This window comes from Nocardia asteroides, from assembly GCF_021183625.1.
Classification (GTDB): Bacteria; Actinomycetota; Actinomycetes; order Mycobacteriales; family Mycobacteriaceae; genus Nocardia; species Nocardia asteroides_A.
Map to the genome: position 1 here is coordinate 1,143,232 of NZ_CP089214.1, position 25,582 is coordinate 1,168,813.

General features: G+C 71.7%; 25 protein-coding genes. 12 read left to right on the top strand and 13 right to left on the bottom strand.

The genetic code is table 11. The annotated features are described in order from the left end of the window. Positions 1–263 precede the first annotated feature (263 nt). Both LTT61_RS05695 and LTT61_RS05700 read left to right on the top strand, forming a co-directional pair. Complete coding sequence (locus LTT61_RS05695) at positions 264–2,042, top strand: S24/S26 family peptidase (RefSeq protein WP_233018879.1); 1,779 nt, start codon at positions 264–266, stop codon at positions 2,040–2,042. Between the two features lie 46 nt (positions 2,043–2,088). Then, positions 2,089–2,949, top strand: a complete 861-nt coding sequence (locus tag LTT61_RS05700) for an LLM class F420-dependent oxidoreductase (protein ID WP_233018880.1) — start codon at positions 2,089–2,091, stop codon at positions 2,947–2,949. Here the strand turns inward: LTT61_RS05700 and LTT61_RS05705 are convergent, their stop codons facing one another. After that, positions 2,950–4,509: a sensor histidine kinase gene (locus LTT61_RS05705; RefSeq protein WP_233018881.1), complete on the bottom strand. Its 1,560-nt coding sequence runs from the start codon at positions 4,507–4,509 to the stop codon at positions 2,950–2,952. It lies immediately after the preceding gene. 112 nt (positions 4,510–4,621) lie between these two features. Here LTT61_RS05705 and LTT61_RS05710 point away from each other — a divergent pair, with 112 nt between their 5' ends. Together LTT61_RS05710 and LTT61_RS05715 are read left to right on the top strand one after the other, a co-directional pair. Continuing rightward, positions 4,622–5,008, top strand: coding sequence for a DUF1304 domain-containing protein (locus tag LTT61_RS05710; protein WP_233018882.1), 387 nt, complete (start codon positions 4,622–4,624; stop codon positions 5,006–5,008). Between the two features lie 59 nt (positions 5,009–5,067). Then, positions 5,068–6,387: an NAD(P)/FAD-dependent oxidoreductase gene (locus LTT61_RS05715; protein WP_233018883.1), complete on the top strand. Its 1,320-nt coding sequence runs from the start codon at positions 5,068–5,070 to the stop codon at positions 6,385–6,387. 6 nt (positions 6,388–6,393) lie between these two features. On the opposite strand, the gene LTT61_RS05720 is transcribed toward LTT61_RS05715, so the two are convergent. After that, complete coding sequence (locus tag LTT61_RS05720; RefSeq protein WP_233018884.1) at positions 6,394–7,407, bottom strand: crotonase/enoyl-CoA hydratase family protein; 1,014 nt, start codon at positions 7,405–7,407, stop codon at positions 6,394–6,396. Between the two features lie 86 nt (positions 7,408–7,493). Beyond that, positions 7,494–7,640 (bottom strand): hypothetical protein, encoded by a 147-nt coding sequence (locus LTT61_RS05725; protein ID WP_233018885.1) that lies wholly within the window; start codon positions 7,638–7,640, stop codon positions 7,494–7,496. 116 nt (positions 7,641–7,756) lie between these two features. Between LTT61_RS05725 and LTT61_RS05730 the strand changes: the two genes are divergently transcribed. Together LTT61_RS05730 and LTT61_RS05735 are read left to right on the top strand one after the other, a co-directional pair. After that, positions 7,757–8,152, top strand: a complete 396-nt coding sequence (locus tag LTT61_RS05730; RefSeq protein WP_233018886.1) for a hypothetical protein — start codon at positions 7,757–7,759, stop codon at positions 8,150–8,152. A gap of 60 nt (positions 8,153–8,212) precedes the next feature. Continuing rightward, a complete protein-coding gene (locus LTT61_RS05735) occupies positions 8,213–9,037 on the top strand; it encodes a hypothetical protein (RefSeq protein WP_233018887.1) in 825 nt (274 codons plus the stop codon). 11 nt (positions 9,038–9,048) lie between these two features. Here LTT61_RS05735 and galK read toward each other — a convergent pair whose 3' ends face one another. Together galK and LTT61_RS05745 are read right to left on the bottom strand one after the other, a co-directional pair. Next, on the bottom strand, positions 9,049–10,272 hold the full coding sequence (gene galK / locus LTT61_RS05740; RefSeq protein WP_233018888.1) for a galactokinase: 1,224 nt from the start codon (positions 10,270–10,272) through the stop codon (positions 9,049–9,051). Continuing rightward, positions 10,269–11,384 (bottom strand): galactose-1-phosphate uridylyltransferase, encoded by a 1,116-nt coding sequence (locus LTT61_RS05745; RefSeq protein WP_233018889.1) that lies wholly within the window; start codon positions 11,382–11,384, stop codon positions 10,269–10,271. Before LTT61_RS05745 ends, galK begins: the two co-directional genes overlap by 4 nt. 41 nt (positions 11,385–11,425) lie before the next feature. On the opposite strand from LTT61_RS05745, the gene LTT61_RS05750 reads away from it, so the two are divergent. Beyond that, entirely contained in the window at positions 11,426–12,361 is a 936-nt protein-coding gene (locus LTT61_RS05750) for an aldose 1-epimerase family protein (RefSeq protein ID WP_233018890.1), read from the top strand. On the opposite strand, the gene LTT61_RS05755 is transcribed toward LTT61_RS05750, so the two are convergent. Together LTT61_RS05755 and LTT61_RS05760 are read right to left on the bottom strand one after the other, a co-directional pair. Next, positions 12,334–12,930 (bottom strand): hypothetical protein, encoded by a 597-nt coding sequence (locus LTT61_RS05755; RefSeq protein WP_233018891.1) that lies wholly within the window; start codon positions 12,928–12,930, stop codon positions 12,334–12,336. The genes LTT61_RS05750 and LTT61_RS05755 overlap by 28 nt on opposite strands. A gap of 74 nt (positions 12,931–13,004) precedes the next feature. Continuing rightward, the gene (locus tag LTT61_RS05760; RefSeq protein WP_233018892.1) at positions 13,005–13,742 is read right to left on the bottom strand and encodes a MerR family transcriptional regulator; all 738 of its coding nucleotides are present in this window, start codon (positions 13,740–13,742) and stop codon (positions 13,005–13,007) included. 21 nt (positions 13,743–13,763) lie between these two features. Between LTT61_RS05760 and LTT61_RS05765 the strand changes: the two genes are divergently transcribed. The 4 genes from LTT61_RS05765 (at position 13,764) to LTT61_RS05780 (ending at position 17,921) form a co-directional block, all read left to right on the top strand. Further along, positions 13,764–14,288: a DUF6194 family protein gene (locus LTT61_RS05765; RefSeq protein WP_233018893.1), complete on the top strand. Its 525-nt coding sequence runs from the start codon at positions 13,764–13,766 to the stop codon at positions 14,286–14,288. Next, complete coding sequence (locus LTT61_RS05770) at positions 14,285–14,875, top strand: PAS and ANTAR domain-containing protein (RefSeq protein WP_233018894.1); 591 nt, start codon at positions 14,285–14,287, stop codon at positions 14,873–14,875. The genes LTT61_RS05765 and LTT61_RS05770 overlap by 4 nt, the downstream gene beginning before the upstream one ends. Before the next feature lie 81 nt (positions 14,876–14,956). Beyond that, positions 14,957–17,071 (top strand): catalase, encoded by a 2,115-nt coding sequence (locus LTT61_RS05775; protein WP_233018895.1) that lies wholly within the window; start codon positions 14,957–14,959, stop codon positions 17,069–17,071. An 85-nt stretch (positions 17,072–17,156) separates the two neighbouring features. Then, entirely contained in the window at positions 17,157–17,921 is a 765-nt protein-coding gene (locus LTT61_RS05780) for a phytanoyl-CoA dioxygenase family protein (protein WP_233018896.1), read from the top strand. Between the two features lie 7 nt (positions 17,922–17,928). On the opposite strand, the gene LTT61_RS05785 is transcribed toward LTT61_RS05780, so the two are convergent. The 4 genes from LTT61_RS05785 to LTT61_RS05800 all read right to left on the bottom strand — a co-directional run bounded on the left by LTT61_RS05785 (position 17,929) and on the right by LTT61_RS05800 (position 21,436). Further along, positions 17,929–18,759, bottom strand: a complete 831-nt coding sequence (locus LTT61_RS05785) for an alpha/beta hydrolase (RefSeq protein WP_233018897.1) — start codon at positions 18,757–18,759, stop codon at positions 17,929–17,931. 61 nt (positions 18,760–18,820) lie between these two features. Beyond that, positions 18,821–19,852: an ABC transporter ATP-binding protein gene (locus tag LTT61_RS05790; RefSeq protein WP_233018898.1), complete on the bottom strand. Its 1,032-nt coding sequence runs from the start codon at positions 19,850–19,852 to the stop codon at positions 18,821–18,823. A 190-nt stretch (positions 19,853–20,042) separates the two neighbouring features. Beyond that, a complete protein-coding gene (locus LTT61_RS05795; protein WP_233018899.1) occupies positions 20,043–20,978 on the bottom strand; it encodes an alpha/beta hydrolase in 936 nt (311 codons plus the stop codon). Positions 20,979–21,103: 125 nt separating this feature from the next. After that, the gene (locus tag LTT61_RS05800; RefSeq protein WP_233018900.1) at positions 21,104–21,436 is read right to left on the bottom strand and encodes an MmcQ/YjbR family DNA-binding protein; all 333 of its coding nucleotides are present in this window, start codon (positions 21,434–21,436) and stop codon (positions 21,104–21,106) included. Between the two features lie 57 nt (positions 21,437–21,493). On the opposite strand from LTT61_RS05800, the gene LTT61_RS05805 reads away from it, so the two are divergent. Then, on the top strand, positions 21,494–22,114 hold the full coding sequence (locus LTT61_RS05805) for an alpha/beta fold hydrolase (RefSeq protein ID WP_233018901.1): 621 nt from the start codon (positions 21,494–21,496) through the stop codon (positions 22,112–22,114). 313 nt (positions 22,115–22,427) lie between these two features. On the opposite strand, the gene LTT61_RS05810 is transcribed toward LTT61_RS05805, so the two are convergent. Together LTT61_RS05810 and LTT61_RS05815 are read right to left on the bottom strand one after the other, a co-directional pair. Next, a complete protein-coding gene (locus LTT61_RS05810; RefSeq protein ID WP_233018902.1) occupies positions 22,428–23,537 on the bottom strand; it encodes a pentapeptide repeat-containing protein in 1,110 nt (369 codons plus the stop codon). A gap of 397 nt (positions 23,538–23,934) precedes the next feature. Further along, positions 23,935–25,548 (bottom strand): ADP-ribosylglycohydrolase family protein, encoded by a 1,614-nt coding sequence (locus tag LTT61_RS05815; protein ID WP_233018903.1) that lies wholly within the window; start codon positions 25,546–25,548, stop codon positions 23,935–23,937. Positions 25,549–25,582: the final 34 nt, after the last annotated feature.

Sequence of the window (25,582 nt, forward strand, 5' to 3'; positions counted from 1 at the left end):
GAGCGCCTGGAGCCGGGGTTCCCGACGCCAGGCCGGAGGGTGATTCGGCCGGACCGAACAGCCGGGTCGGCGCGAACGGTGGAGCCCAGCCGGCTGGCCGGGTCGGCGCGACCGAAGGAGCCCAGCCGACTGGCCAGGTCGGCGTGAACGGAGGAACCCGGCCGAATGGCGAGCCGGGCCGGTGGGTCGGTCGGCCGGACGATGTCGCACGGACGGTCGGGAGCGGCCACTTCGGTGCGGCCGGTGCGGCCGGTGCGACGGACGTGCGGGAGGCTGCGCCGCCGGACGATCTCGGATTGGCCAGGGGGAGCGGCGGGGCCGGGATCTCGGACGGGACCACCGGCTCGGACGGGAAGCACGCGCGCCCGGAACTGCGGACGCCCGCGCAGATCGCGCTGACGATCGGGGCGGTGGCGGGAACGATCTGCCTGCTCGCGGCGGCGGCGGCGCTGCTGTTCGGGATCAAGCCGCTGCTGTTCCGCTCGGGGTCGATGGAGCCGGAGATCGGGTCGGGGGCGGTGGCGCTGGTGCGCACGATCGACGCCGCGGAGATCGAGGCCGGTGACGTGGTGTCGGTGCGGAACGCGGCGGGCGAGCGGCTCACGCACCGGGTGGTCGCGGTGGACGCGATCACCGGCAACAGCGCGACCATCCGGCTCAAGGGCGACGCGAACGAGTCCGAGGACGCCCAGCCCTACACCGTGACCGAGGCCGAGCGGGTCTTCTTCCACGTCGAGAAGCTCGGCTACGCGGTGGCCTGGCTGGCGAGCCCCGCCGCGGTCTTCCTCGGCGGCGCCTTCGCCGGGCTGCTGCTCGCCATCGCGTTCCTGCCCCGCCCGGCCCGCACCGCCCCCGGCGCGGGCGGGAAACACGCGGCGGCGCCGCTGGTCGCGGTGGCGGCGCTGGTCACCGCGACCGGGCTGGCCGGCGCCCCGGAGGCGCGGGCCGCGGGCACCGATGCCGCCGCCGCGAACAGCGGCGCGTTCACCGCACGCACCGAGTTCGTGCCCCGGATCAACCAGTCGTTCAGCGGCGGCGCCTACGTCACCTGTAGCAGGCAGAGCGCCGCCGGGCCGGACCCGGTGACGGTGACCTGGCGGCACATCGGCGCCCCCTACCGCTACCGGCTGGTGCTGCGCGACCTGTCCGGCACCATCTGGCGCACCTGGGAGGTGACCACGGTCCCGGCCACCGCCGGGGGCACCGTGTCCTTCGTGCTCAACGGCGCCGGGCTGCCGCTCCGGCTGACGGCCTACCAGTACGACCTCGAGGTGCACACGGTGCTTCCCGGCCCGCCCGTCTCATCGGGCGCGGCGAGTACCGCGTGGCGCGGAATCGGGATCGTGCAGAGCCCCCTCGGCGCGCTCTCGCCGCCCGAGGATCTGGACTGCGGGGTGATCCGCGGCGAGCAGAGCGGTGCTCCCGCGTACGTGCCAGGCCCCGCCTCGGTCGCCTGCACCGCCGCGGCCCCGCGGGCAACGCTGACCTGGCCGCACCTCGGCTCCCCCTACACCTACACGCTGACCGTGCGCGACGGCGGCAGCCGCAACATCATGCTCACCCGGCAGGTGACCGCCGTCCCCGCGCAGGCCGGACAGAGCGTCAGCAGCACGATCGCGGTCGCCGACCTCGACCTCGGCGCGCGCACCGGCGACCCCGCGGTCGCCGAGATCCGCACGGTCTCCGGCACCACCGCCTCCACCGAGTTCGCGCAGCAGAACCTGACGGTGACCACCACCACCGTGGCCTGCCCCGTCGCGGGGCTGCGCTCGCAGTCGGTACCGCCGACCAGCACCTCCGGCGGCAGCACGACCCCGAGCGGCGCGACGACGCCGCCGACGAGCGCCGCGACCACCTCCCCCGCGCCCGGCACCGCTCCACCCCCCGCCCCGGTCACCACCACGACGACGCCCGCTCCGGAACCACCGACTCCCGCGCCCACCACCACGACGACAACGACCACCCCACCGCCCGCGGCCCGCGAACTGCCACCTCCGACGACGACCACCACGTCCTCCACGACGACAACGACCCCGCCCTGACCGGCGCGGGTGGCGAGCCGACCGAACGGTGTGAAAGATGGCGACCGTGAATCTCTCAGGTGTCGGAATTTGGAGTTCCCCGCTGCGCTACAGCGACCCGGTCGAGGCCGCGGAGGCCGCGGCCGAGCTGGAGGAGGCGGGTTTCTCCGCGCTCTGGATCCCGGACGTCGGCGGCCCGGTCCTCGACGCGGTGGAGAACCTGCTGCGCGCGACCTCGAAGACGGTGATCGCGACCGGCATCCTCAACCTCTGGATGCACGAGCCCGCCGACGTGGCCGCCGCGTACCACCGGCTCGCGGAGAGCTACGGCGACCGCTTCCTGCTCGGCATCGGGGTGAGCCACGCGCCGCTGGTCGACACGAAGTCGCCCGGCCGCTACCGCAAGCCGCTGGCCGCTACGAAGGAATTCCTGGATGGGCTGGACGCCGCCGAGCGCCCGGTCCCCGCCGACCGCCGGGTATTGGCCGCGCTCGGCCCGAAGATGCTCGCCCTGGCCGCCGAGCGCACCCGCGGCGCACACCCCTACCTGGTGCTGCCCGAGCACACCCGCGCGGCGCGCGAGGTGCTCGGCGACGGCCCGCTGCTGCTGCCGGAGCAGACCGTCATCCTCACCGGCGACGCCGCCGAGGCCCGCGAGATCGGCACGCCGTGGCTGCGCGGGTACCTCTCGCTGCCGAACTACGCCAACAACCTGCTGCGCTCCGGCTTCACCGAGGAGGACATCGCCACCGTCAGCGACCGGCTCTTCGACGCGATCATCGCCTGGGGTGACGAGGAGGCGGTGCTGCGCCGGATCGCCGAGCACCGGAAGGCGGGCGCCGACCACGTCTGCGTGCAGGTGCTCCGCGCCGACCCGCGCGTCTTCCCGCGCGCGGAGTGGCTCCGGATCGCGGCCGCGCTGCGCTGATCAGCGCGGGGCGGGCAGGGTGAAGCGGAAGCGGGCGCCGTCGGTGTAGCCGGTGTCGACGGCGATCCGGCCGCCGTGGAACTCGACGATCTTGCGGCACAGCGCGAGCCCGATCCCGGTGCCGGAGTACTCCTCCCGGTTGTGCAGCCGCTGGAAGATCACGAAGACCTTCTCGGCGAACTCCGGGGCGACGCCGATCCCGTTGTCCGACACCACGAACTCGTACCCGCCCGCCGCCGCCTCGGCGCACTCGATCCGCACGACGGGCGGCACGCCGGGCCGGGCGAACTTCACCGCGTTGCCGATCAGGTTCTGCCACAGCATGATCAGCAGGGTGGGGTTGCCGAGCACCTCGGGCAGCGCCGCGGGCCGCTCGATCGTGGCCCCGGCGCGCTCGACGACCTCGGCCAGGTTCCCGAGCGCCCGGTCCAGCGGGCCGTCCAGCGCGATAGGGGCTGTGGTGTCGTCCACCCGGCCGACCCGGGAGAAGGTGAGCAGGTCGTTGATCAGCACCTGCATCCGCTTGGCACCGTCGACCGCGAAATCGATGTACTGCTTACCTCGCTCGTCGAGCTGATCGCCGTACCGTTTCTCCAGCAACTGACAGAACGACGCCACCTTCCGCAACGGCTCCTGCAGATCGTGCGAGGCCACATACGCGAACTGCTCCAGCTCCTGATTCGACCGCCGCAACTCCACCGTCTGCGCATCCAGATCCGCCGCCTGCTCGGCCAGCTTCGCCTCCTGCGCCCGCGAGGACTGCAACTCCGCCACGATCCGCCGCCGCATATCCTCCACCGCCTCGGCCACCGTCCGCAGATCCGACGGACCCCGCGCCTCGATGTGGTGATCGAACTCGCCACCCGCCACCAGCAGCGACGCGGCGGTCAGCCCGCGCAGTGGGTGCGCGACCAGCCTGCGCACGATGGCGGTGAGCGCCAGCGCGGCCAGCACGAAGAGCACCACCAGGCCGAGCAGCACGGTGTTGCGGATATCCCTGGTGCGGGTCAGATCGGCGCGGTCGGCGGCGAGCGCGACGCCGAAATCGGCGTTCTGGGTACGGAAACGGTCGCGCAGGCCGTCGAAGACCACCTTGCTCGGCGCCACCGTCGCCGCGGCCACCGCGACGGCCTGCTCAGGGGTGGTGGTGTCGGTGACCGGCTCGGCGTGCATGGCGCGCCAGGCCGCGGCGGTGCGCTCGATCTCCTCGAGGTCGCGGAGCAGCTCGGGGCGGTCGCCGACCAGCTCCCGGATCCGGGCGACGGCCCGCTCCTCGTCCCGGCGGCCGGTCTCGTAGGGCTGCAGGAACTGCGGGTCGGCGGTGATGGCGTAGCCGCGCACCCCGGTCTCCTGGTTGAGCAGCGCGCCCTGCAGGCGGTACGCCTCGGCGGCGGCGGGCTGCAACCGGTCGATCAGCCGATTCGAGCTCTGCATGGTCTGCCCGATCACCTGGGCGCCCGCGGCTGCGCTCGCCAGCACGAGCACCACCATCAACCCGAGCACCAGCTGGAACCACGCCTCGACGGTCAGCCGCCCGGCCACCGAACCCCGGACCCGCACCCACAGCCTCCTCGTCACCGCGCCACGACGGCACCGACTGTGCCATACCGCCCCTGCGGCCGTGCCGCGTCCATACTGGGACCCCACCGCACAACCGATGGAGGCCACTCCCATGATCGTCGCCGGACTCGTCCTGGCCGGAATCGCCGCGGCGATCCACGTGTACATCTTCCAGCTGGAATCGCTGGCCTGGACCGCGCCGCGCACGAGGGCGATCTTCGGGGTGAACGCCCAGGACGCCGAGATCACCAAGCCGCTCGCCTTCAACCAGGGCTTCTACAACCTCTTCCTGGCGATCACGATCGCGGCGGGGATCGTCGCCGTCGCGCTCGACCACCTGGCGGTCGGCGCGACGCTGGTGTTCGCCGGCGCGGGCAGCATGGTCGCGGCCGGGCTGGTGCTGCTGCTCTCCGACCCGCGCAAGCTGCGGCCCGCGCTCATCCAGCTGGTCGCGCCGCTGCTCGGCATCGTGATCCTCGCCATCGGGCTGGCCGTCTGAGTTTCGGCGGCGGCAACCGGGCAACGCCCCCGATAACCGAATCGAAGGAGGGGTGCGCCGTGCCCGAGACCAGCGCCCGTGAACGCGTCGTCGTCGTCGGCAGCGGATTCGCCGGATTCACCTGTGCGGGCGAGCTGTGCCGGCGGGTCGCGAAGTCCGGCCGCGACATCGAGATCGTGCTGGTGACCCCGCAGGACTACATGCTCTACACGCCGCTGCTGCCGGATGTGGCCGGCGGGCTGATCGACCCGCGCTTCGTCGCGATTCCGCTGGCGGACGCGCTGCCGAAGGTCAGGCTGGTGGTGGCGAGCGCGGACTCGATCGACCTCACGGGCCGCACGATCACGGTCACCGGCGACCACCACGCGCCACGCACCCTCTCCTGGGATCGCCTCGTGCTGACCCCCGGCTCGGTGACCAGGCTCTTCGATGTGCCGGGGCTGCGCGAGCACGCCCGCGGCCTGAAGACCGTCGCCGAGGCGCTCTACCTGCGCGAGCAGCTGCTGCGGCAGCTGGAGCTGGCCGACCAGGAGGAGGACGAGGCGGTGCGCCGGGCCCGCCGCACCGTCGTGGTGGTCGGCGCCTCCTACGCGGGCACCGAGCTGATCGCCCAGCTCCGCGCGCTCGCCGACGACTACGCGCGGCGCCGCGGGCTTGACCGCGCGGACATCCGGTTCCTGCTGCTCGACACCGCGAAGCAGGTCATGCCCGAGGTCGGCGCCGAACTCGGCGAGAAGGTGCTGCACGAGCTGCGCGGCCGCGGCATCGAGATCCGGCTGGAGACCTCGCTGCGCGAGCTCACCGCCGATCGGGTGGTGCTCACCGACGGCACCGAGGTGCCGACGCACACCGTCGCCTGGGTGACCGGCGTGACCGGCGCCCCCGTGCTGGAGACCCTCGACCTGCCGCTGGAGCGCGGCAGGCTGGTGGTCGACGCCGAACTGCGCGTGCCCGGCCACCCGTCGGTCTTCGCCGGTGGCGACGCCGCCGCCGTGCCCGACCTGACCAAGCCGGGCGAGATCACCCCGCCCACCGCCCAGCACGCCTCCCGGCAGGGCAAGACGCTGGCCCGCAATGTCGTCGCCAGCCTGGGGATCGGCACCTTCGCGCCGTACCGGCACCGCGACCTCGGGCTGGTCGTCGACCTCGGCCCGCGCTTCGCCGTCGCCAACCCGCTCGGGATTCCGCTCTCCGGGCTGCCGGCCAAGGCGGTCACCCGCGCCTACCACACCTTCGCGGTGCCGCGCGGGGTGAACCGCTGGGCCGTCGTCATGACCTACCTGACCAACACCGTCACCCAGCGCCCGCTGGCGCTGCTCGGCCTGGTCACCCCGGAGGAGGCGAGTTTCGCGCGCGCGGAGGGGATTTCGGAGCACTGAGCCCGGTCAGCCCTTCGGGCTGCCCTTCCAGTCGCCGAACGGCTCGTCGCGCTCGCGGACCGCTTCGCGGAACCCGGCGGTGGCGGCCCGGAGCTGGAAGGCGTACCCCTCGCGGGTGTGCCGGGAGATGCCGTCGAAGACGGTGCTGACCATGCCGGAGTTGGCGACGCCCTGGGCGAGCAGCGAACTCGTCACCGCGAGCTTCGCCATGACCAGCTGGTTCAGCGGCATGCGGGCGATCCGGGCGACGAAATCCTCGGTGCGGGCATCCAGTTCGGCCGCGGGCCAGGATTCGACCGCGAGCCCCCACTCGGCGGCCTGCGCGCCGGTGAGCGAGTCGCCGGTGAAGAGCAGCCGCTTGGCGCGCTGGTCGCCGAGGCGGTGCGCCCACATGCCCGCGGCGGGGATGCCCCAGACCCGGGTGGGCGGGTAGCCGATGCGGGTGTCGTCGGCGCAGACGATCTGGTCGGCGTAGAGCGCGATGTCGGTGCCGCCCGCGATGGCGAAGCCGTGCAGCTTGGCGACGGTCGGCTTGTTCGCGTGCAGCAGGCTGGCGAAGCCGCGGTTGAAGCGGCTCATCATCTGGTAGTCGAGCACCGGGTCCCAGGTGCCCCACGGGTTGTGGTTGCGGGCCTGCACCACGGGGTCGAGCGCGGTGCCGAGCGTGGAGTCCGGATCGTCGGCGGAGCCGGACTGCTCGGCGAAGAGCGCCAGGTCGTAGCCGCCGCAGAAGCCCTTGCCGCGGCCGGAGACCAGGATGACGTGCACCGCCGGGTCCAGGTCGGCGCGCTCGACGGCGTGCGCCAGGTCGAGCGGGGTGTCGGGGGTGATGGCGTTGCCGTGCTCGGGGCGGTCGAAGGTGATCCGTGCGATGCGGCCGGTCACCTCGTAGGTGAGGGTGGCGTACCGGTGTTCGCGCACCGGCTCGGGACGGCCCGCGTAGGGCGACCCGGCGCCCGCGCTGGCGTCCTCGTACCAGGCGGCGGGGCGGGTGCCCGCGTGGTTCTCGTAATCCGGCATGGATCTCCCCTCTCGGACGGTCGCCACCGAACCTAGCCCAGGGGTCGCCGGGTGCGGCGGAGCCGGACCGGCCCCGCCGCGCGCGCTCACTCCAGGTTCGCGTCCCCGGTCTCGGCGGCCCGCTTCGCCTTCTCCAGTTCACCCTTCAGCCGCTCGGCGGTCTCGGTGTCTCCGAGGTTGTCGGCGGTGGTGATGTCCTGGTTCAGCTGGGCGATGGTGTCCCTGTCCGGCATCGCGTGCTCCTCTCGGGTCGGGGGCGTTCCATCGGCGGGGTGTCCGGTTTCCCGGCTCGGAAACCGGCGGTGAAGGCCACGGATTGGCGCCGCGGGCACGGGGTAGCCCCGCACCCATGACCTCTTCTTCGACCGCTCGGGACGTCGTCCGGTACGGGCTGGCGGGCGGCATGGTGTTCGCCGGGCTCAGCCACCTCTTCTGGGGAAGGGAGACCTTCCGCGCCCAGGTGCCGAGCTGGACGCCGCTGGACGAGGACGGCGTGGTGATGGCCTCCGGCGGGGTCGAGATCACCCTCGGCACGCTGCTCGCCGCGAGTTCGCGGGACCGGGCCCGCTTCGGGAAGCTGCTTGCGCTCTTCTTCGTCGCGGTCTTCCCGGGCAATGTCGCGCAGTACACGAACAAGCGGGACGGCTTCGGCCTCGACACCGACCGGAAGCGGCTGATCCGGCTGTTCTTCCAGCCGGTGCTGATCGGGCTCGCGCTGTGGAGCACCGCACCGCCGCGGCGCTGATTGCCAGACATTCGCCGGGGCCGGGGCTACGCTGAAATCCCGACCGTCGAGGAGGGCATCGTGAACCGTCCACACGTCTCCGGCTCCGGTCTGATCGACCGCTTCGTCGAATCCCCGCTGGCCGGGCTGGCGCCGTGGATCGTGATGTCGCTGTTCAACGGCCCCGGCCGCTTCGAGGAGGCGGTGGCGGCGGCGCTCGGCATCGCGCTGCTGGTCTTCGTCGCCGCACGGCGGCACGGGACCTCGGTGAAGTTGCTGGAGCTCTTCGATCTGGCTTTCTTCGGCACGCTGGCGGTGATCGGGATCCTGGCGACGCCCGGGGCCATCGAGTGGCTGGAGCTGTGGGCCGGGGAGATCTCGAATATCGCGCTCGCGCTCTTCGCGCTCGGCTCGCTGCTCGCGCGGGTGCCGTTCACGCTGCAGTACGCGCGCGAGCAGACGCCGCGCGAGTACTGGCTCTCGCCGCTCTTCCTCCGCGTCAACAACGCGATCACCGGGGTGTGGGCGGCGGCGTTCGGGCTCAACGCGCTGCTCGGCTTCCTCGCCGACGGGGTGCAGCACGACCCGGACAACTTCTGGACCGGGTGGGTGCTACAGCTCGGCGGCACGCTCTTCGCCATCGCCTTCACCGAGTGGTACCCGGAGTACGCGCCGAACAGGGCGGCGCAGGAGGCGGGCGAGCCGACCGAGCCGCCGCGGCCGGTGGCCCGGCTGCTGGACTGGTTCCCGCCCTACCTGATCGGCGTCGGCGTCGCCGGGTTGATCACCGACGGCACCTCCGCGGCGGTCGGAATCGGGCTGATCGTGGCCGGGATCGCCGGGGGCGCGGTGCTGCGCCGGGTCGCGCCCGCCGCGCGGGCCGGGTCGCCACAGCGGCTGAGCTGACCGGCCGCGGCTCACGAGTCCCGGTGCGCGCCGTCCGACGGGACGACGGTGAACTGCGTCGGCGGCGCGAAGCCGCGCGCGGCGAAGGCACGGTCGACCGCGTCGGAGATCGCCGCGACGGCGTCGGCGGGCGCCAGCGCGATGGCGGCGCCGCCGAACCCGCCGCCGGTCATCCGCGCCCCGAGCGCCCCCGCGCCGCGCGCGGACTCCACCGCGACGTCCAGCTCCGGGACCGAGATCTCGAAGTCGTCGCGCATGGAGACGTGCGAGGCGTCCAGCAGCGAGCCGATCGCGGCGGCGCCGTCGGCGCGCAGCGTGCGCACGGTATCGAGGACCCGGCGGTCCTCGGTGACCACGTGCCTGACCCGGCGGAAGGTGACGTCGTCGAGCAGCTCCCGCGCCCGGTCCAGGTCGCCGACCTCGAGGTCGCGCAGCGCGGGGACGCCGAGCGCGGCGGCGCCCGCCTCGCAGGAGGCGCGGCGCTCGCGGTAGCCGCCGGTGGCGTGCTCGTGCCGGACGCCGGTGTCGATGACGCGCAGCACCAGCCCGGCCTCGGCGAAGCCGAGCGGGACCACCTCGGCGGCGAGCGAGCGGCAGTCGAGGAAGACGGCGGCGTCGAGTTCGCCGAGCAGGGCGGCGGATTGGTCCATGATGCCGGTGGGGGCGCCGACCGCGTCGTTCTCCGCGCGCTGCCCCACCTTCGCCAGGGTCTCCCTGGAGAGCGCGAGACCCCACAGCTCGGCCAGCGCCAGCGCGACCGCGCTCTCGATCGCCGCCGAGGAGGAGAGGCCGGCGCCGACCGGGACGGTGGAGTCGATGGCGAGGTCGGCGCCGGGCACGGCGGCGAGGTCGGCGCCGAATTCGCCGAGCGCCCAGGCGACGCCGAGCGGGTAGGCGGACCAGCCGCGCAGCTCGCCGTCGGCGTGCGCGCGCACCAGATCGGCCACCGGGAGCGAGACCGGTTCGTCGCCGAAGGTGCTCACCACGCGCAGCACCCCGTCGGTGCGCAGTGCGGCGGCGACCTCGGTGCGCCGGTCGATGGCGAACGGGAGCACGAAGCCCTCGTTGTAGTCGGTGTGCTCGCCGATCAGGTTGACTCGCCCCGGCGCCGACCACACTCCCGCCGCGTCTCCCCCGGTCAGCTGCCGGAACAGCGCCCGCGCGGTCACGCTGCGCTGTTCCGGCCCGGCCGGGGGCCCTGCGTGGCTGTCCCGCTCCGCTCCCGAGCCGCTCATGCCAGCGCCTCCCGGATCCGGGCCGCCGCGCTCTCCGGCGGGATGTCCCCGATCCACGCGCCCATGGCCGCCTCCGATCCCGCCGGGTACTTGAGTTTGTCGATGCCGCGCCGCGGCGACGTGAGCTGCAGGTGCAGCCGCAGCGCGTCCCGGCCTGCGCGCACCGGCGCCTGGTGCCAGGCCGCGATGTAGGGCGTCGGGGTGCCGTAGAGCGCGTCGATGCCGCGCAGCAGCCGCGGCAGCAGCTCGGCTAGCTCGGCGCGCTCGGCCCCGTCGGTGCAGGCGAAATCGGGGACGTGCCGGTGCGGGAGCAGGTGCACCTCGATCGGCCAGCGCGCCGCAAAGGGGACGAACGCGGTCCAGTGCGCACCGGCCAGCACCACCCGCGGGCCCGCGCGCTCGAAGTCCAGGATGTCGCCGAAGAATCCGGGGCCGAGCCGCTCGGCGGCGTCGAGCAGGCGGGCGGTGCGCGGGGTGACGTAGGGGTAGGCGTAGATCTGGCCGTGCGGGTGGTGCAGCGTCACCCCGATCGCCTCGCCCCGGTTCTCGAACGGGAAGACCTGCTCGATTCCGGGCAGCGCGGAGAGCGCGGCGGTGCGGTCCGCCCATGCCTCGATCACGGTGCGGGCGCGGCTCGTGCCGAGCGTTCCGAGCGAGCCCTGCGGCTCCGGGCTGAAACAGACCACCTCGCAGCGCCCGACCGCGGTCAGCTCGCGGCCGAGGCCGAGTTCGGCCAGGTCGGCGAGGCCGGTCGGGGCGGGCGGCGCGCCGGTGACCTGCGGGGGCAGCGCGGGGCCGAAGGCGGGTGAGCGGTTCTCGAAGACGGCGACGTCGTAGACGTCCGGGATCTCGGAGGGGTTGCGCGGGGTCTGCGGGGCCAGCGGGTCGCGGTCCGACGGCGGGAGCACCACCCGGTTCTGCCTGGCCGCGGCGATCGAGATCCACTCCCCGGTGAGCACGTCGAGCCGCATGGCCGCGGTACCCGGCCGCGGCTCCAGCGCCCTGGTGTCGATCCGGCGCTCCGGGCCGAGCCGGGTGTCGGCGTCGTCGAAGTAGATCAGCTCGCGGCCGTCGGCGAGCCGCGCCTGCCGCTTGACGATTCCGGATGCCACCGCCCCACGATAGCCAGGAATTTTCCCCGTAGGCTCACGACGTGCTCGAATCCGCTATCACCGCCACCGGAAGGGCGGTCACGCTGGAGTCCGGCGGCGTGCGCGCCGAGATCGGCACCGTGGCCGCCGTCCTCCGCTCGCTGACCGTCGACGGGGTCGCCGTCACCGAACCGGTGCCCGCCACCGCGCCGCCGCCGCAGGGCTGCGGCCTCGTGCTCGTCCCGTGGCCGAACCGGGTGCGCGACGGCCGCTGGAGCCTCGACGGCGCCGCGCAGCAGCTCGACCTCACCGAACCGGCCCGCGGCAACGCCATCCACGGCCTGCTGCGCAACACCGACTACACCGTGCTCGAGCGAAGCGCCGACGCGGTGACGCTCGGCGCGCTGATCCCGCCGCAGCACGGCTGGCCCTTCCTGCTCGACACCACCGTGCGGTACGCGCTGCGCCCGGACGGCCTCGCGGTCACGCACGGCGTGCGCAACCACTCCGGGCGCACGGCGCCGTGGGCGGTCGGCGCGCACCCCTACCTGCGGGTCGGCGCGCACCCGATCGAGGAGCTGGTGCTCACGCTGCACGCGGGCACCCGGTTCGAGGCGGACGAGCGGATGAACCCGGTGGGCGAGCATCCGGTCACGGGCACCGCCTTCGACCTGCGCGGCGGCGTCCGGGTCGGCGAACTCGAGCTGGACACCGCCTTCGGCGACGTCGTCCCGGTCGACGGCGTGGCGGCGCGGCTGACCGCCCCGGACGGCGCCGCCGTCGAGCTGCTGCAGGGCGCGGACTGGGGGTACGCCCAGGTCTTCACGCCGCGGATCTTCCCGCGCGACGGCGTGCGCGGCCTCGCGGTGGCGGTGGAGCCGATGACCGCGCCGCCGGACGCGCTGAACTCCGGGCGCGGGCTGGTCCGGCTGGCGCCCGGCGAGCGCGCCGAACGCGGCTGGGGGCTGCGCTACACCGCCGCGGGCGGGTCGCGGTAGCGGCGCGGGGCGCTGCGCTCCCAGGCCGCGCCCCACGCGGCGTAGCGGTGCCGGTCGAAGAGCAGGGCGATCGCGCGCACCAGCAGCCGGCCGAGCCCGGCGGCGGCGAAGAGCACGAGCAGCCCGGTGCCGATTCCGCCGATCGAGGCGGCGTCCGGGCTGCGCGGCGCGAGCACCGGGCGGTTCTCGGGGTCCAGCCAGAGCGGGATCCGGTCGCCCGGCGACGCGGTCTGCGGCACCGAGGTCTCGGCCGTGCCCGACCTGCCGCCCTCGTCCCAGCGCACGGTGGCCCGGACGGTGTAGGGCGCGACCTCGACGGGCTCGGTGACCACGGTCGCCCGCACGGAAGTCCTGGTCTCCCGCTCGACCCGGATGCGGGCCGCGTCGGCGGCGTACACCTCGGTGCCGAGCCCCCAGGCCAGCGGAACGGTGCACAGCACGGCGGCCACCACCGCCAGCCGCAACAGCGCCTCCACGCGGTCCAGCGGGCGTAGCAGCGGGCTCGGATGCCACGGCCGCATCCACCCGAACCGGATGGGCCGCTCCGGACCGTGGGAAAGCGCGGACATGGGGCACCCTTCACTCGACATCGCCGCCACCTCGAGCATGCCCTGCCCGCCGCCACCCGGCGGTGAGAGATCCGTCATGCTCCGCAGAGCGGCGCCAGCGCGGCGGCCGCGCCGAGCAGAGCCAGCGACCGGGCGGCGATGTCGCGCTCCCTGGCGGCCAGCGCCGCGGCGACCGCGGCGGTGCCGCCGCGCGGCAGCCCGGCGAGCACCGCGCGCACGGCCCCGATCCGGTAGCCCGCGGCGCGCAGCTGGTGCACGATCCTGGCGTCGCGCACCTGGGCCGGGGTGTAGCGGCGGGCACCGCCGCGGTCGCGGCCGGGGCCGATCAGCCCTTCGGCCTCCCAGTGCCGCAGCGCCGAGGCCCGGACCCCGAGCGCCGCGGCGAGTTCCGCGATGCCCATGGCATCGGCCGGGCGCGGATCGGGCACCGGCTCGGCCGCGACGGCGGCGGCCGCCGCGGTCGCCTCCGCGAGCTCGGCGCGTTCCCGGTGCAGCCCGGCGTGCGCGGCGTCGAGCCGGGCAGGCACGGCGTCCGGTGGGTCGCGGTGCAGCGCGCGCAGCAGCTCCTTCGCCGTCACCGGGCCGATCGCGGCGGCCAGCGCGCGGTAGCCGAGCAGGCAGCGCAGGTGGGTGTCGCCGTAGCGGCGGTAGCCGTTGCCGGCGCGCGGGGCGGGCGGGAGCACCCCCGTGCGCTCCAGGTCGCGCACGTGCTGCACGGAACAGCCCGCGCGGCGGGCGAGCTGCGCGGTGCCGTAGTGGAGGGTCGGGTGGGCCGAATCCCCGGTCGTGCGGTCGCAAGTCTCCACAAGCACTCGAATGTAACGCTCGAAGGCATGGAAATCGACGAGATCGTCCGCCTTGTCTCCGCCCTCGACGGGGTGCTCGCGCAGTGCCCGCGCCCCGGCGACCCGGGCGTGCCCGAGATCGCCTGGGGCGACACCTTCTTCTGCTACGCCCCGGACGGCAGGCTCCCCCGCGCCCAGCCCTTCGCCACCATCGTGACCAAGGACTACCCCGGCGACGCCGGTTCGCGGCTGCGCGCCCCCCACCGCTTCCGGCTCAATATCGCCGTGGACGCGGCGGCCTTCGCCGCGCACACCGGGCACCCGCCGCGCGCCCGGGTGCCCGCCCCCGACCCCGCCGCCACCGACACCCTCTTCGCGCACCCGCTCTACGGCGCGGCGGGCTGGCTCGCCGTGGTGAACCCGGGCAGCCGAACCGCTTCCGTGCTCCCGGGGCTGCTCCGGGGTGCGCACGCCGGGGCGAAGCGGCGGCAGCGCCCCGCGCACCGCCCCGCCGGGCGGCTGGACGATACTGAAACGGCCATGACGAACTCCCCCGCCGACCCGGGCTCATGAGAAGCCGGAGATCCCCGGCCGCGCTGCGCATCGGCACCTTCGGCTACCTGGCCGCCGAGCAGCGCTGGCAGTGGTCGGCGGAGACCGCCGCCATGCACGGCTACGAGCTCGGCGAGGTCGTGCCGACGGCGGAACTGCTTGCCGCGCACCAGCACCCGGAGGATCGCGCGGTGTTCCTCGCCGCCGTCGGCAGCGGGGGCGGGTTCTGTCTGCGGCAGCGGCTCACCGACGCCGCGGGCAACGCCAGGGTGGTCATCGTGATCGCCGAGCCGGGCCCCGCCGGCTTCTACGTCGACCTCACCGGCCCGGTGCTGGCGCAGCACCGGACGCTGATCGACGCCGCGCTGCCGGAGTACGCGCGGCTGCGCGGCCCGATCGAGCAGGCCGCCGGGATGCTCATGGTGGTCTACGGCATCCCGGCCGGGCGCGCGGACGAGCTGCTGCGCGCCCGCGCCGCCGAGCACGGGCTGGCGCTGCCCCGCTTCGCCCAGCTGCTCTGCGCGGCGGTGGCCGATGGCGTCGATGTGCCGGCGCGGCTGCGAACCGTCTTCGACCACGCGCTGCTCACGGTGCATCAGCGGGGCTGACCGGGGCGGCGTTTCGGGGCCGGGGCGCCGGGTAGAACGCTTTGGCCCTGTGCCAGCCCCGATCGAGGAGGTCCTTCCGCGATGCCGGAAACCCCGCAGCCGCCCGGTGTACCGGGTACCGAACCCGCCCCGCTCGACGAGCCGACCACCCCGCGCGAACCACTGCCGCCCAAGGCCGACCAGCGCGGCCCCGCCGCGGTCTCCCCCACCGGTGGCGAGCCGGGCGTGCGGAATCAGCAGGGTGCCACCCTGACCACCGCGCAGGGCGCGAGGCTGCGCGACACCGACCACTCGCTGAAGGCGGGGCCGCGCGGCCCGGTGCTGCTGCAGGACCACCACCTGCGCGAGAAGATCACCCACTTCGACCACGAGCGGATCCCGGAGCGCGCGGTACACGCCCGCGGCGCCGCCGCGCACGGCGTCTTCGTCGGCAACGGCGCGGCCGCCGAGATCAGCTGCGCCGGGCTCTTCGCCCAGGGCGTCGAGACCCCGGTCTTCGTGCGCTTCTCCACCGTGCTCGGCTCCCGCGGCTCGGCCGACACCGTACGCGACACCCGCGGCTTCGCCGTCAAGTTCTACACCGCCGACGGCGTCTGGGACCTGGTCGGCAACAACATCCCGGTCTTCTTCATCCAGGACGCCATCAAGTTCCCGGATGTGGTGCACGCCGCCAAGCCGCACCCGGACCGGGAGATCCCGCAGGCGCAGAGCGCGCACGACACCTTCTGGGATTTCGTCTCGCTGCACACCGAGGCGACCGCGCACACCCTGTGGAACATGTCCGACCGCGGCATCCCGCGCTCCTACCGGACCATGGAGGGGTTCGGGGTGCACACCTTCCGGCTGATCGACGCCGAGGGCCGCTCGTCGCTGGTGAAGTTCCACTGGAAGCCGCGGCTCGGGGTGCACTCGCTGGTCTGGGAGGAGGCGCAGATCGCCGCGGGCGTCGACCCCGACCTGCACCGCCGCGACCTCGCCGACGCCATCGAGGCGGGCGCCTTCCCGGAGTGGGATCTGGGCGTGCAGGTCTTCCCGGACACCGAGGAGCAGACCTTCGAGGGCTTCGACCTGCTCGATCCGACCAAGCTCGTGCCGGAGGAGCTGGCGCCGGTGCGGATCATCGGCACGATGACGCTGAACGCCAACCCGCGCAACTACTTCGCCGAGACCGAGCAGGTGGCCTTCCACCCCGGGCACCTGGTGCGCGGCATCGACGTCACGAACGACCCGCTGCTGCAGGGCAGGCTCTTCTCCTACATCGACACCCAGCTCACCCGGCTCGGCGGGCCGAACTTCGCGCAGCTGCCGATCAACCGGCCGCACGCCCCGGTCAACGACATGCTGCGCGACGGCATGCACCAGACCGCCGTGCACACCGGCGTCGCGCCGTACCGGCCGAACAGCCTGGACGGCGGCTGCCCGTTCACCGCGAACCCGGCCGAGGCGCTGATCGAGTTCCCGGAGATGGTGGCCGGGAACAAGGTCCGCGAGGCGCCCGCGAGCTTCGACGACCACTTCAGCGGGGCCAGGCTCTTCTACGCCAGCCTCACCGAGATCGAGCGGGCGCACGTGGCCGAGGCGTACTCCTTCGAGCTGGGCAAGGTGTACGAGAAGGCGATCAAGCAGCGCACGCTCGGCGTGCTGCGGCACATCGACGAGGAGCTGGCGAGCACCGTGGCCGCCAACCTCGGGCTCGCGCTGGACGGGCCCGCGCCCGAGCTCGCCGAGGTGACGCCATCGCCCGCGCTCTCCCAGCTCGGCGATACCTGGCCGGTGGACGGCCGGCTCGTCGGGATCGTCGCCGACGACGACACCGACACCGGTGAGCTCGCCGACGCCGTCGCGGCGGCCTTCGCAGCCGGGGTCACCCCGCTGGTGATCGGCCCGCACGGCGGCGAGTTCGGCCCGGTGCCGATCTCCCGCACGCTGGACACCGCGCGCTCGATCGAGTTCGACGCCCTGCTGATCGCCGCGGCGCCCGCGCACCCGAAGCTCGCGGTGCTGCTGCAGGAGGCACACCGGCACCTCAAGGGCATCGCCTACACCGAGCGCGGTGCCGAGGCGCTCACCCGCGCCGGGATCGACACCGGCTCGGCAGGCGTCGACGCCGCCGCCGGGCTCACCGCCGGGTTCGAGGCGCTCGCCGCAGCGCTGCCCGAGCACCGGGTCTGGGCGCGGGCCGCGGAACTGGGCTGAACCCCGGCCCCGCCCCCGCAACTGCCGGGGGCGGGGCCGGAATTCGGTTGAAGGGAACCGCGCCGGGGTGGCATCGTCACCGCCCATGGACGACGCGGCGGTCGAGCGCTTCATCACCGATGGGTACGTGCGGGTCGACGGTGCCTTCGAGCGCGACCTCGGGCTGCGCTGCGCGGCCGAGCTCTGGGCGCACATCGGCCTCGACGCCGCCGATCCGGCGTCCTGGACCCGCTCCCTGATCTGGGTGCCGGGGATGAGCTCGCCGCCGTTCACCGAAGCGGCGGGCAGCGATGTGCTCGTCGCGGCGTACGACCGGCTGGTGGGTGCGGGCCGCTGGCGGCCCCGGCTCGGCCTCGGCACCTTCCCGCTGCGTTTTCCCAGCTCCGAGCCGCCGGAGGCGGCGGGGTGGCACGTCGAGGCGTCGTTCACCGCCGCCGACGGGGGGCCGCGGGTCGATCTGCGCTCGCGCGGGCGGGCGCTGCTGATGCTGTTCCTCTTCTCCGATATCGGGGAGGACGACGCGCCGACGCTCATCCGGGTGGGATCGCACCTCGCCGTGCCGCCCTTCCTCCGCGGCGCCGGTCCGGAGGGACGGGACTGGATGGAGCTCTGCGCCGATGTCGTGCCCGCCACCGACGGGTGCCGGGTCGTCGCCGCGACCGGCCGGATCGGCGACGTCTTCCTGTGCCACCCGTTCCTGGTGCACACCGCGCAGGCGCACCGCGGCCGGGTGCCGCGCTTCCTGGCGCAGCCGCCGCTGGAGCCGGTCGACGGGCTCGACCTCGACGCCGCCCGGCCCGCGCCGGTGGCCGAGGCGGTGCGGCGCGGGCTGGCGGCCGTCGGTCGCTGACCGGGGCTCAGGGGGTGCGGGCGATGGCGGCGTCGCGCTTGGCGAGCCAGCCGTTCATGGCGGTGAGGGCGAAGCGGAAGCCGTTGAGGCGGTGCCGGTTCAGGTAGCCGTGCCAGGAGTGCGGGACGACGGCATGCGCCACCGGGACGCCCGCCGCGGCGAGTTCGGCGGCGAAGGTCTCGCCGGAGGCGCGCAGGGTGTCGAAGTCGGCGTCCAGCATCAGGGTGGGTGGCAGGCCGGCGAGTTCGGTGCCGCCGGGGAAGGCGCCGCCGGTGAGCAGCTCCTCGTGGCCCACGTAGTTGACGTTCATCTTGTACACCGCCGCCGGGGTGAACTGGCGGTAGCCCGCGAGCCCCCTGGTCCGCCTGCGCACCGAGGCGGGCAGCTCGGGAAGCTCCGGGTGGTAGAGGCCGTAGCAGAGCAGTAGTCCGGCCGTTCCCGGCAGGCGCTCGGCCGCCGTCACGGCCAGGCACGCGCCCGCGCTGGCGCCGCCGAGCACGATCCGCCCGTGCTCGGCGGCGAGCGCGCGGCTCGCGTCGACCACGTCGTCCAGCGCGGCCGGGTAGTGGTGCCCCGCCGGGGTGTTCCTGGAGCGCCGCCCCCACGGCCGCGGCGCCAGCCGGTAGTCGACGGCGCGCACCAGCCGCCCGGCGGCGGCCAGCCGCAGCGCCACCCGGTGCGACTCCGGGGTGTCCAGGTCGCCGGTGACGAAGCCGCCGCCGTGCAGCCAGATCATGGGCGCCGCCCCCGCGCGCGGCTCCGCGGGCAGGTAGTCGCGGACCGGTATGGCGCCCTGCCGCCCCGGTATCGTCCGGTCCACGGTGCGCACGGCGCTCATCGGCTTCTCCTGTCGGGCGGGTTCTACTCCCGAGGCGTATACCCGCCGCGACCGCTGGCGATCAGTAGCGGCTCTGCGCGCCGGCGGGGTAGTGCTCGATCACTTCGGTGCGATCGCCGTCGTCGAAGGAGTTGCGGATCGCGGTCTGCGCGTTCGGCGGCAGGGTGTGCAGGATCTCCTGCACCCGCTGCCTGCGGCGCAGCATGCCCTGGCGCACCGGCATCCCCGGGGTGGCCCGCATCTGCGGGGCGATCCCCTCGACCTCCTCGGCGCCGCCGTGGTGGTGCCCGGCGTCGACCATGGCCTGCTCGCGGGCCATCTGGGTCTCGTCCTTCTCCTCGGACATGCCGATCGGCCCGATGATGCGGCCGTTGAGGAACTGCTTCACGACCGGCTCGTCGGAGGTGAGCAGCACCTCCCGCGGGCCGAACATGACCAGCTGACGCCGGAACAGCATGCCGATGTTGTCCGGAACCGTCCGTGCCAGGTTGATGTTGTGCGTGACGATCAGAATCGTCGCGTCGATCTGAGCGTTGATGTCGATCAGCAGCTGGCTCAGGTACGAGGTACGCACGGGATCCAAGCCGGAGTCGGGCTCGTCGACCAGGATGATCTGCGGATCCAGCACCAGCGCCCGCGCCAGCCCGGCACGCTTGCGCATACCGCCGGAGATCTCACCCGGCAGCTTGCCCTCGGCCCCGATCAGACCGGTCAGCTCCAGCTTCTCCATCACGATCTGCCGGATCTCGGACTCCGACTTCTTCGTGTGCTCGCGCAGCGGGAACGCGACGTTGTCGAACAGCGTCATCGACCCGAACAGCGCACCGTCCTGGAACAGCACCCCGAACAGCTTGCGAATGTCGTAGAGCTGCTTGTTCGAGCACGTCGTGATGTCCACACCGTCGATGTAGATCGACCCGCGCTCGGGACGCAGCAGCCCGATCAGCGACTTCAGGAACACCGACTTACCCGTCCCGGACGGGCCGAGCAACGCGCTGACCTCACCGGACGGCAGCGTCAGCGACACGTCCTGCCAGATCCGCTGCGAGCCGAACGATTTGGTGACCCCTTCGGTCCTGACCTCGACGCCCACGAGAACCTCCCTGCTCCCGGTGGCCCGGATCAGGGCACACCACACGATTCAGTCGGCGATGTTACCGCCGATTCCAAGACCCCGTGGTCCATATCGGCCAGAAACAACGCGCGAATTTCGCCCCCACCGGCGCACGGAAACCACTAAGTTAGCTGAGGTTCGCACTCTTGCGGGTGTCGACCGCCACCGATCAGCTGGTCTCGCCGGTGCTCCGGCCGATCGGCGCGACGGTGTCGCGCAGCCGCAGCATGACGGCGGCGAGCCGATCCAGCCCCGGCCGCTCCACCGGGAAGTGCCCGCAGCCCTCGAGCAGGACCGCCTCGGTGGGCGCCGCGATCCGCTCCAGCACCCGCAGGCTCAGCGCGGGCGGGGTCCAGGCGTCCTCGGCCGGGTGCACCAGCGTCACCGGCGGGCCGGTGTAGCGGGCGGGGGCGGTGTGCCGGAAGTTCAGGAAGCCTGCCATGAAGCCGAGCGGCACCTTCGCCCCGCCGCCGCGTGGGTCGCGGGCGCAGAACCGGGTCAGCTCCGGGTTCGCGCTCATCCGGCCGAGATCGCCGAGCAGCCGGATCGGAAACATGACGCCGCCGAGCACCGGCTCCAGCGCGGCCAGCGCCGGCGCCAGCCGCGCGGCCGCCGGGGTGCGGGCCGCGGCCCGGCGCGCGGCCGGGTCGGCGGGGTCGAGCAGGCAGGTGGCGAGCACGTGCGCGGCCGCGCCGGTGCGGGTCGCCGCCTCGTAGGCGAGCATCCCGCCCATGCTCGCCCCGAAGAGCACCAGCGGCCGCGGGTCGCGCGCGGTCTCGGCGCGCACCAGGTCGCAGACCAGCTCGACCCAGTCGCTGTACCGCACCGCGCGCGGGTTCGGCTCGACGGTCGCGCCGTAGAGCGGCAGGTCGACGGCGAGCAGCTCGACGCGGTCCGGCGCGACCGCGGCGGCCAGCGGCCAGAGCGCCCCGCTGTGCCCGCCGCCGCCGTGCAGGACCAGCACCCGCACGCCCGCCTCCGGCCGCTCCGCGCGCGCGATATGCACCCGACGGCCGCGCCACTGCCACCAGGTCGAGACCGGGGCGACGCGGGCCCGCTCCCGGTACTCCGGTGGCAGGAACTGGGCGTAGTCATCGGAATGCATGCCTCCGACGATTCTCGCCCCGCGCTCCGGGGACAACTCGCGCCCGGGCAGAGCGGCTCCCGGCGAGCAAACCCGGCGCGAACTGCCTGTATCGGCCGGCGTCCGGGAGCGATCCGGTCGGTCGCTCAGGTGTCCAGCAGCTGCTTCGGCGCGGCCAGCCGCCAGGAGTCGAGCACGATGGCGCACAGCTCCTCCCGGTCGTCCAGGGCCGTGAGCCGCACCCGGACCCAGGCGTTCCCCGCCTCGTGCGGGGCGATCCAGAACTTCTCCGGCTCTGCGGCGACCAGCTCGTCCCGGTCGACGATCGGGCAGCGCACCGCCATCGAGGTCTCGTCGTCGGGCAGCGTCAGGAAGAGCGAGCGCCGCACCCGGAAGATCGGCATCTGCCACAGGAACTCCTCGGAGGTCTCCGGCAGTGACAGGGCGTAGGCGCGGACGTCGTCCCCCGAGGCGGTCATGACCGGGAATCCTGCCATCCGCGTCCGACAGCACCGCGGCGTCTAGGCTCTCCGACCATGACCGACTCCCCCATCACCGTCCTGCTGATCCACGGCGGCGGCGCCAGCGGCTGGGACTGGCACCTGGTCGCGCCGCTGCTGCGGGAGTACGGGCACGAGGTGCTGGCGCCGGATCTGCCGATCGAGGACCCGGAGACCGGGATCGCGGAGTACGCCGACTTCCTGGCCGCCGAGCTCGGCGACGCGGAGCGGGTGGTGGTCGTGGCGCACTCGTACGGCGGGCTGGTGGCGCCGGTGCTCGCGGCGCGGCGCCCGGTGGAGCAGCTGATCCTGGTGAGCGCCATGATCCCGGCGCCGGGCGAGGCGCCGAACGAGTGGTGGTCGAAGAGCGGCTACGACGCGCTCGGCCTGAAGCCGGCCTCCTTGGGCGCTACTCGAACCCTGTCACCGCCCAGCGTCTCCGCCGAGTCATCGAACTCGTCGAGACCGAGATCCAGGCGGCGACACCGCGCACTGACGACCCGCCCCGCACCTTCCGCCTGGACAAGCGCCTGTCACCCGAAACTGTCGCTGAGCTGGTCACTGCCTACACCTCGGGTGTTGGTACGCCCGAACTCTGCCAGCGCTACGCCATCTCGAAGGGTGGCATCCTTAAGCTTCTCAAAGAGCACGGCGTAGCTATGCGCCGCCAGGGTCTCGCGGAAGCCCAAATCGACCAAGCCGTCCGTCTCTACGCCGACGGCAACTCACTTCGTGCCATCGCCGCCCAGCTCGGCAGCTCCGCCAGCACCGTCCGTGATGCCCTCCTCGCTCGCGGCGTCACCATGCGCCCCGCCCGGAAGTAGCCCATCCGCCGGGCGCGCTCGCTCCGGCCGTCCATCCAGCAGCAGCATATCTATACGAAGCTCGGTGACATCAAGCAATGGCTGGTCCGCCGCCTCATCCGCCTCGTTCTGCTCTTGGGCCTCGTGGTTCCCCTGCCATAGTGGCGTCAACTCGGTGAAATCGGCTCGCCAGGAAGATTTACCAGCCTTAGAGTCGAGGGAGGCTGAAACCCCTCAGGCCAATCAGTCAAACGGTTGTAGGTTGCGCCATCCATTTCCGCATTCCGAAGATCTGCGTTGCCAAGATCAGTTCCTTCTAGCATTGTGTCGACCAAGATAGCATTTTGCAGATGAGCTGAATGCAAATTCGTCTGATAAAGGTTGGCTCCACGCAGATTTGCGCCCATCATTCTCGCTGCACGCATCTCCGAGTTTGCGAGGTCTGCCTCCGCCAGATCTGCATCCTGCATATACACGCCAAACAAGTCTGCGGAACTCAGATTCACTTCACGAAGATCCGCATCATTAAGGCTTGCGCGCCGCAAATCTATATCTTCCATGTCTGCACCCCGGAGGTTAGCTCCGTCGAGCCGGGCGTCACGCAGGTACGCCTCGTACAAGTACGCGCACTGCAAGTCCGCGCCTGTAAGATCATGTTTATAGTCAAATTTTCGTCGAGCGTGGCGTCGGAACACGGAAACAATGGAACGTCGTACCTCCGCATCGGCTTTGCCAGCAGAAGATCGCATATAGGCGCAGAGCAGATCGAGGCAGACTCGTGCGTCGTCGTTCAACCGCTCGCCGCCATCTTCCGAAATCTCGGCGACAGGGTTTAGGCGCTGCCAGTCATCAGCCAGAGCCTCCAGAGCATAGACGCCAGCCATACGGACCGCAGGCTTCTTATGAGCAAGTTGTTCTGCGCACACGGTGTAGCGCTCACGCAGTGCTCTGATCTGCTCCAGCCCGTGCGTGTCAGCATGTTGCCGAGCCGATTGAACCCGGGTCAACTGCACACCGCCCAGGGCGACGAGTGCAGTAAGGACGGCCAGACAACCGGCAATCACAGTGGCTCTCGGTTGGTTCAGCCAGCCCGTCGATGCAGGGGGAGTCCCGACGACCGGTGGTGCGCTCGGTCCGGGCGGTGGAGAAGGGACGCTCGTGGTTGTCGGTGCGGCTGAGCTGGGCGTAGTCGGCAGAGTATTGACCTGGGCCTCGGCCGGAACTGCCATCATCGCGAGTCCAATTGCAAGAGCCAACCATGCGACGAGGTGTCTCATGTTCAAATCGTGCCATGGCACAGCGTGATTCGTGCGATCAACGTAGTGGTACGACATGGACCGGCCGTCCGTTGCCAGATACAATATCGCATGCGGCACGAAGCAGCCGCCTTGAGCCGCTGAGGCAGCAGGAAGTGCTATGCGCCGCTAGTTGGACGAGCAGATCGAGCACGCAATCCGGACCGATACCGGCGGCAACTCACTCCCACACCACCGCCACCTAGCTCAGCAGCTCCGCCAGTACCCGCCCGCGAAGCCTTGGTTGCCCGCAGAGCCATCGCCCGCTCGGCCCGGAAGCAGTCTCCCGGTTGACCGCTGCACACATGGCGAATCACAACAGTGCATGACTCGGCAGCACAGCCCTGATGACCGACGCTCGACGCAACAAAGGCACCGCTCAGGGGAATCTAACTATTTGCGTTATCTCAGCTATAAATCTCGATAGCTGCGCCGCACTACCTCTCTCTAGGATTCGCCGGAGCGCATAACCAACCGACGAGTCAGAGTACTGTTTCTGTTCCAGCCAGCGGAATATTACATCCAATTCCATCGAGCTGTCGGTCACACGAATTTCGGAATCGGGAACGCTCGAATAAGCAATGGGCTCAACGACCGATAATTCCTCTTGACTCTCTTCGTTGGCCCTGAAGGCGCGCATTGGATCGTTGTTGACCCACACTCTGGAGGTATTTGGCCAGTTGGACCGCTCGAAAGTTGGGGGCTCATTCCGAAACTTCAGCAGCATTGTCGGACCAAAAGATACTGTCATCCAGCGCCACATACCTCCCCGAGAGGAGTACTCCACGCCGAAAGGTTCCACCCACCCCAAGCCTGCCAAAGCGAGGTGACCATCCGCAATCCCCACACTGTCCATAGCAGACTTTGGTGCTGTCCAATGAAGCAGATCAGGATAGGGGAACATATCGGCAGGCCGTTCAAGCGCGATATTCGTCAATCGATCTGCTTCGGAGGTTATATATTCGGCGTCCAGCACAGGCGAGACCAACTTCGCGGGATTCGCAGCCGCAACAATTGCAGCTGCCATGGTCGCTATGGTGTCCGTGTCAGTATCGAGCCTCGAAGCAGCAAGCCGGGCCGCATCAGCAGGATGCTGAGGAAAGGCGGCCGCCAGCAGCGTAGACGCCACTGCCGTAAGTAATCCACTGCCGCGCGTACTGCCTTGGTCGAGTTCCAGTAGCCGAACAAGTTCGTCGTAGTACCGGAGAGTCGCACTGCGATCGCTGGCAGACGCCTGGAGTTCCTTGAAGATTTCGTGCGTCTCCTGGAAAGCCTGTTGAGCACTGCCGATAGTTCGTTCCCATGCAATCTCGAAAGACTCGTTCGACGCCTCTTCCCATCTCGGCTTCCAGTACGCCGCAAGCTCAGGGAGCCGCCTGAATGATTCGATCGCGCTTGACGTTACGTCAAGGATGTCCGACCAGTCAGCCGGCTGCGGCACTCGCTCCTCGGCAAGGGCAATGCTAAGCACCGTCGCGTGCAGAACGGCACCAACAATCGCATTGGGATGACCGTGTGTGACTACGGAATTCCTGACTACATCATCTAGTTGCGCAAATGAGAGCGGGTTAGGCTCGGCAAAAACGTGGGGCTGGATGCGCATCGCCGCACCATTTCCACCAGCCTGCTCCCAGCCTTTATAGAAGTTCGTCGACCAATTCGCGTTTTGTCGATTCATAGATGCCGCAGCCGCTTTAGTCGAGCGACCACCTCCGAGCGCGTAAGACAGCCACACCGGTAGTTCAACTCGGGCAAATGCCTCGACATCGAACCCGTGGCGAGAGATAGCCCGCGCTGTGGCCAGCCTGAGCTGGGTGTCGTCAGAGTAGCAACCCGCTGGTAGATCTACTCGCACTCCATTTCGACCACCGATCTGCCGCTGCCACGCGAACGGCTCTGTCAGGGGTCGACCCTTGGTGCGGCGATGCAGGTTTTCGGCTGAAGTGAGCTCGGAGATCCAGCCTAGAGCATCTGCCCACGCGGACCACAGCATCGATGATGCTGTACGTTCGCGCCGCGACCCAGCG

What these genes read in the sequence shown, in the direction of transcription:
- LTT61_RS05710 (WP_233018882.1), top strand. Translation starts at nt 4,622, where the DNA reads ATGATCGTCGCCGGACTCGTCCTGGCCGGAATCGCCGCGGCGATCCAC.
- LTT61_RS05720 (WP_233018884.1), bottom strand. Translation starts at nt 7,407, where the DNA reads ATGCCGGATTACGAGAACCACGCGGGCACCCGCCCCGCCGCCTGGTAC.
- LTT61_RS05725 (WP_233018885.1), bottom strand. Translation starts at nt 7,640, where the DNA reads ATGCCGGACAGGGACACCATCGCCCAGCTGAACCAGGACATCACCACC.
- LTT61_RS05730 (WP_233018886.1), top strand. Translation starts at nt 7,757, where the DNA reads ATGACCTCTTCTTCGACCGCTCGGGACGTCGTCCGGTACGGGCTGGCG.
- galK (WP_233018888.1), bottom strand. Translation starts at nt 10,272, where the DNA reads ATGAGCGGCTCGGGAGCGGAGCGGGACAGCCACGCAGGGCCCCCGGCC.
- LTT61_RS05755 (WP_233018891.1), bottom strand. Translation starts at nt 12,930, where the DNA reads ATGTCCGCGCTTTCCCACGGTCCGGAGCGGCCCATCCGGTTCGGGTGG.
- LTT61_RS05765 (WP_233018893.1), top strand. Translation starts at nt 13,764, where the DNA reads ATGGAAATCGACGAGATCGTCCGCCTTGTCTCCGCCCTCGACGGGGTG.
- LTT61_RS05770 (WP_233018894.1), top strand. Translation starts at nt 14,285, where the DNA reads ATGAGAAGCCGGAGATCCCCGGCCGCGCTGCGCATCGGCACCTTCGGC.
- LTT61_RS05775 (WP_233018895.1), top strand. Translation starts at nt 14,957, where the DNA reads ATGCCGGAAACCCCGCAGCCGCCCGGTGTACCGGGTACCGAACCCGCC.
- LTT61_RS05780 (WP_233018896.1), top strand. Translation starts at nt 17,157, where the DNA reads ATGGACGACGCGGCGGTCGAGCGCTTCATCACCGATGGGTACGTGCGG.
- LTT61_RS05785 (WP_233018897.1), bottom strand. Translation starts at nt 18,759, where the DNA reads ATGAGCGCCGTGCGCACCGTGGACCGGACGATACCGGGGCGGCAGGGC.
- LTT61_RS05795 (WP_233018899.1), bottom strand. Translation starts at nt 20,978, where the DNA reads ATGCATTCCGATGACTACGCCCAGTTCCTGCCACCGGAGTACCGGGAG.
- LTT61_RS05800 (WP_233018900.1), bottom strand. Translation starts at nt 21,436, where the DNA reads ATGACCGCCTCGGGGGACGACGTCCGCGCCTACGCCCTGTCACTGCCG.
- LTT61_RS05805 (WP_233018901.1), top strand. Translation starts at nt 21,494, where the DNA reads ATGACCGACTCCCCCATCACCGTCCTGCTGATCCACGGCGGCGGCGCC.
- LTT61_RS05810 (WP_233018902.1), bottom strand. Translation starts at nt 23,537, where the DNA reads ATGAGACACCTCGTCGCATGGTTGGCTCTTGCAATTGGACTCGCGATG.
- LTT61_RS05815 (WP_233018903.1), bottom strand. Translation starts at nt 25,548, where the DNA reads ATGCTGTGGTCCGCGTGGGCAGATGCTCTAGGCTGGATCTCCGAGCTC.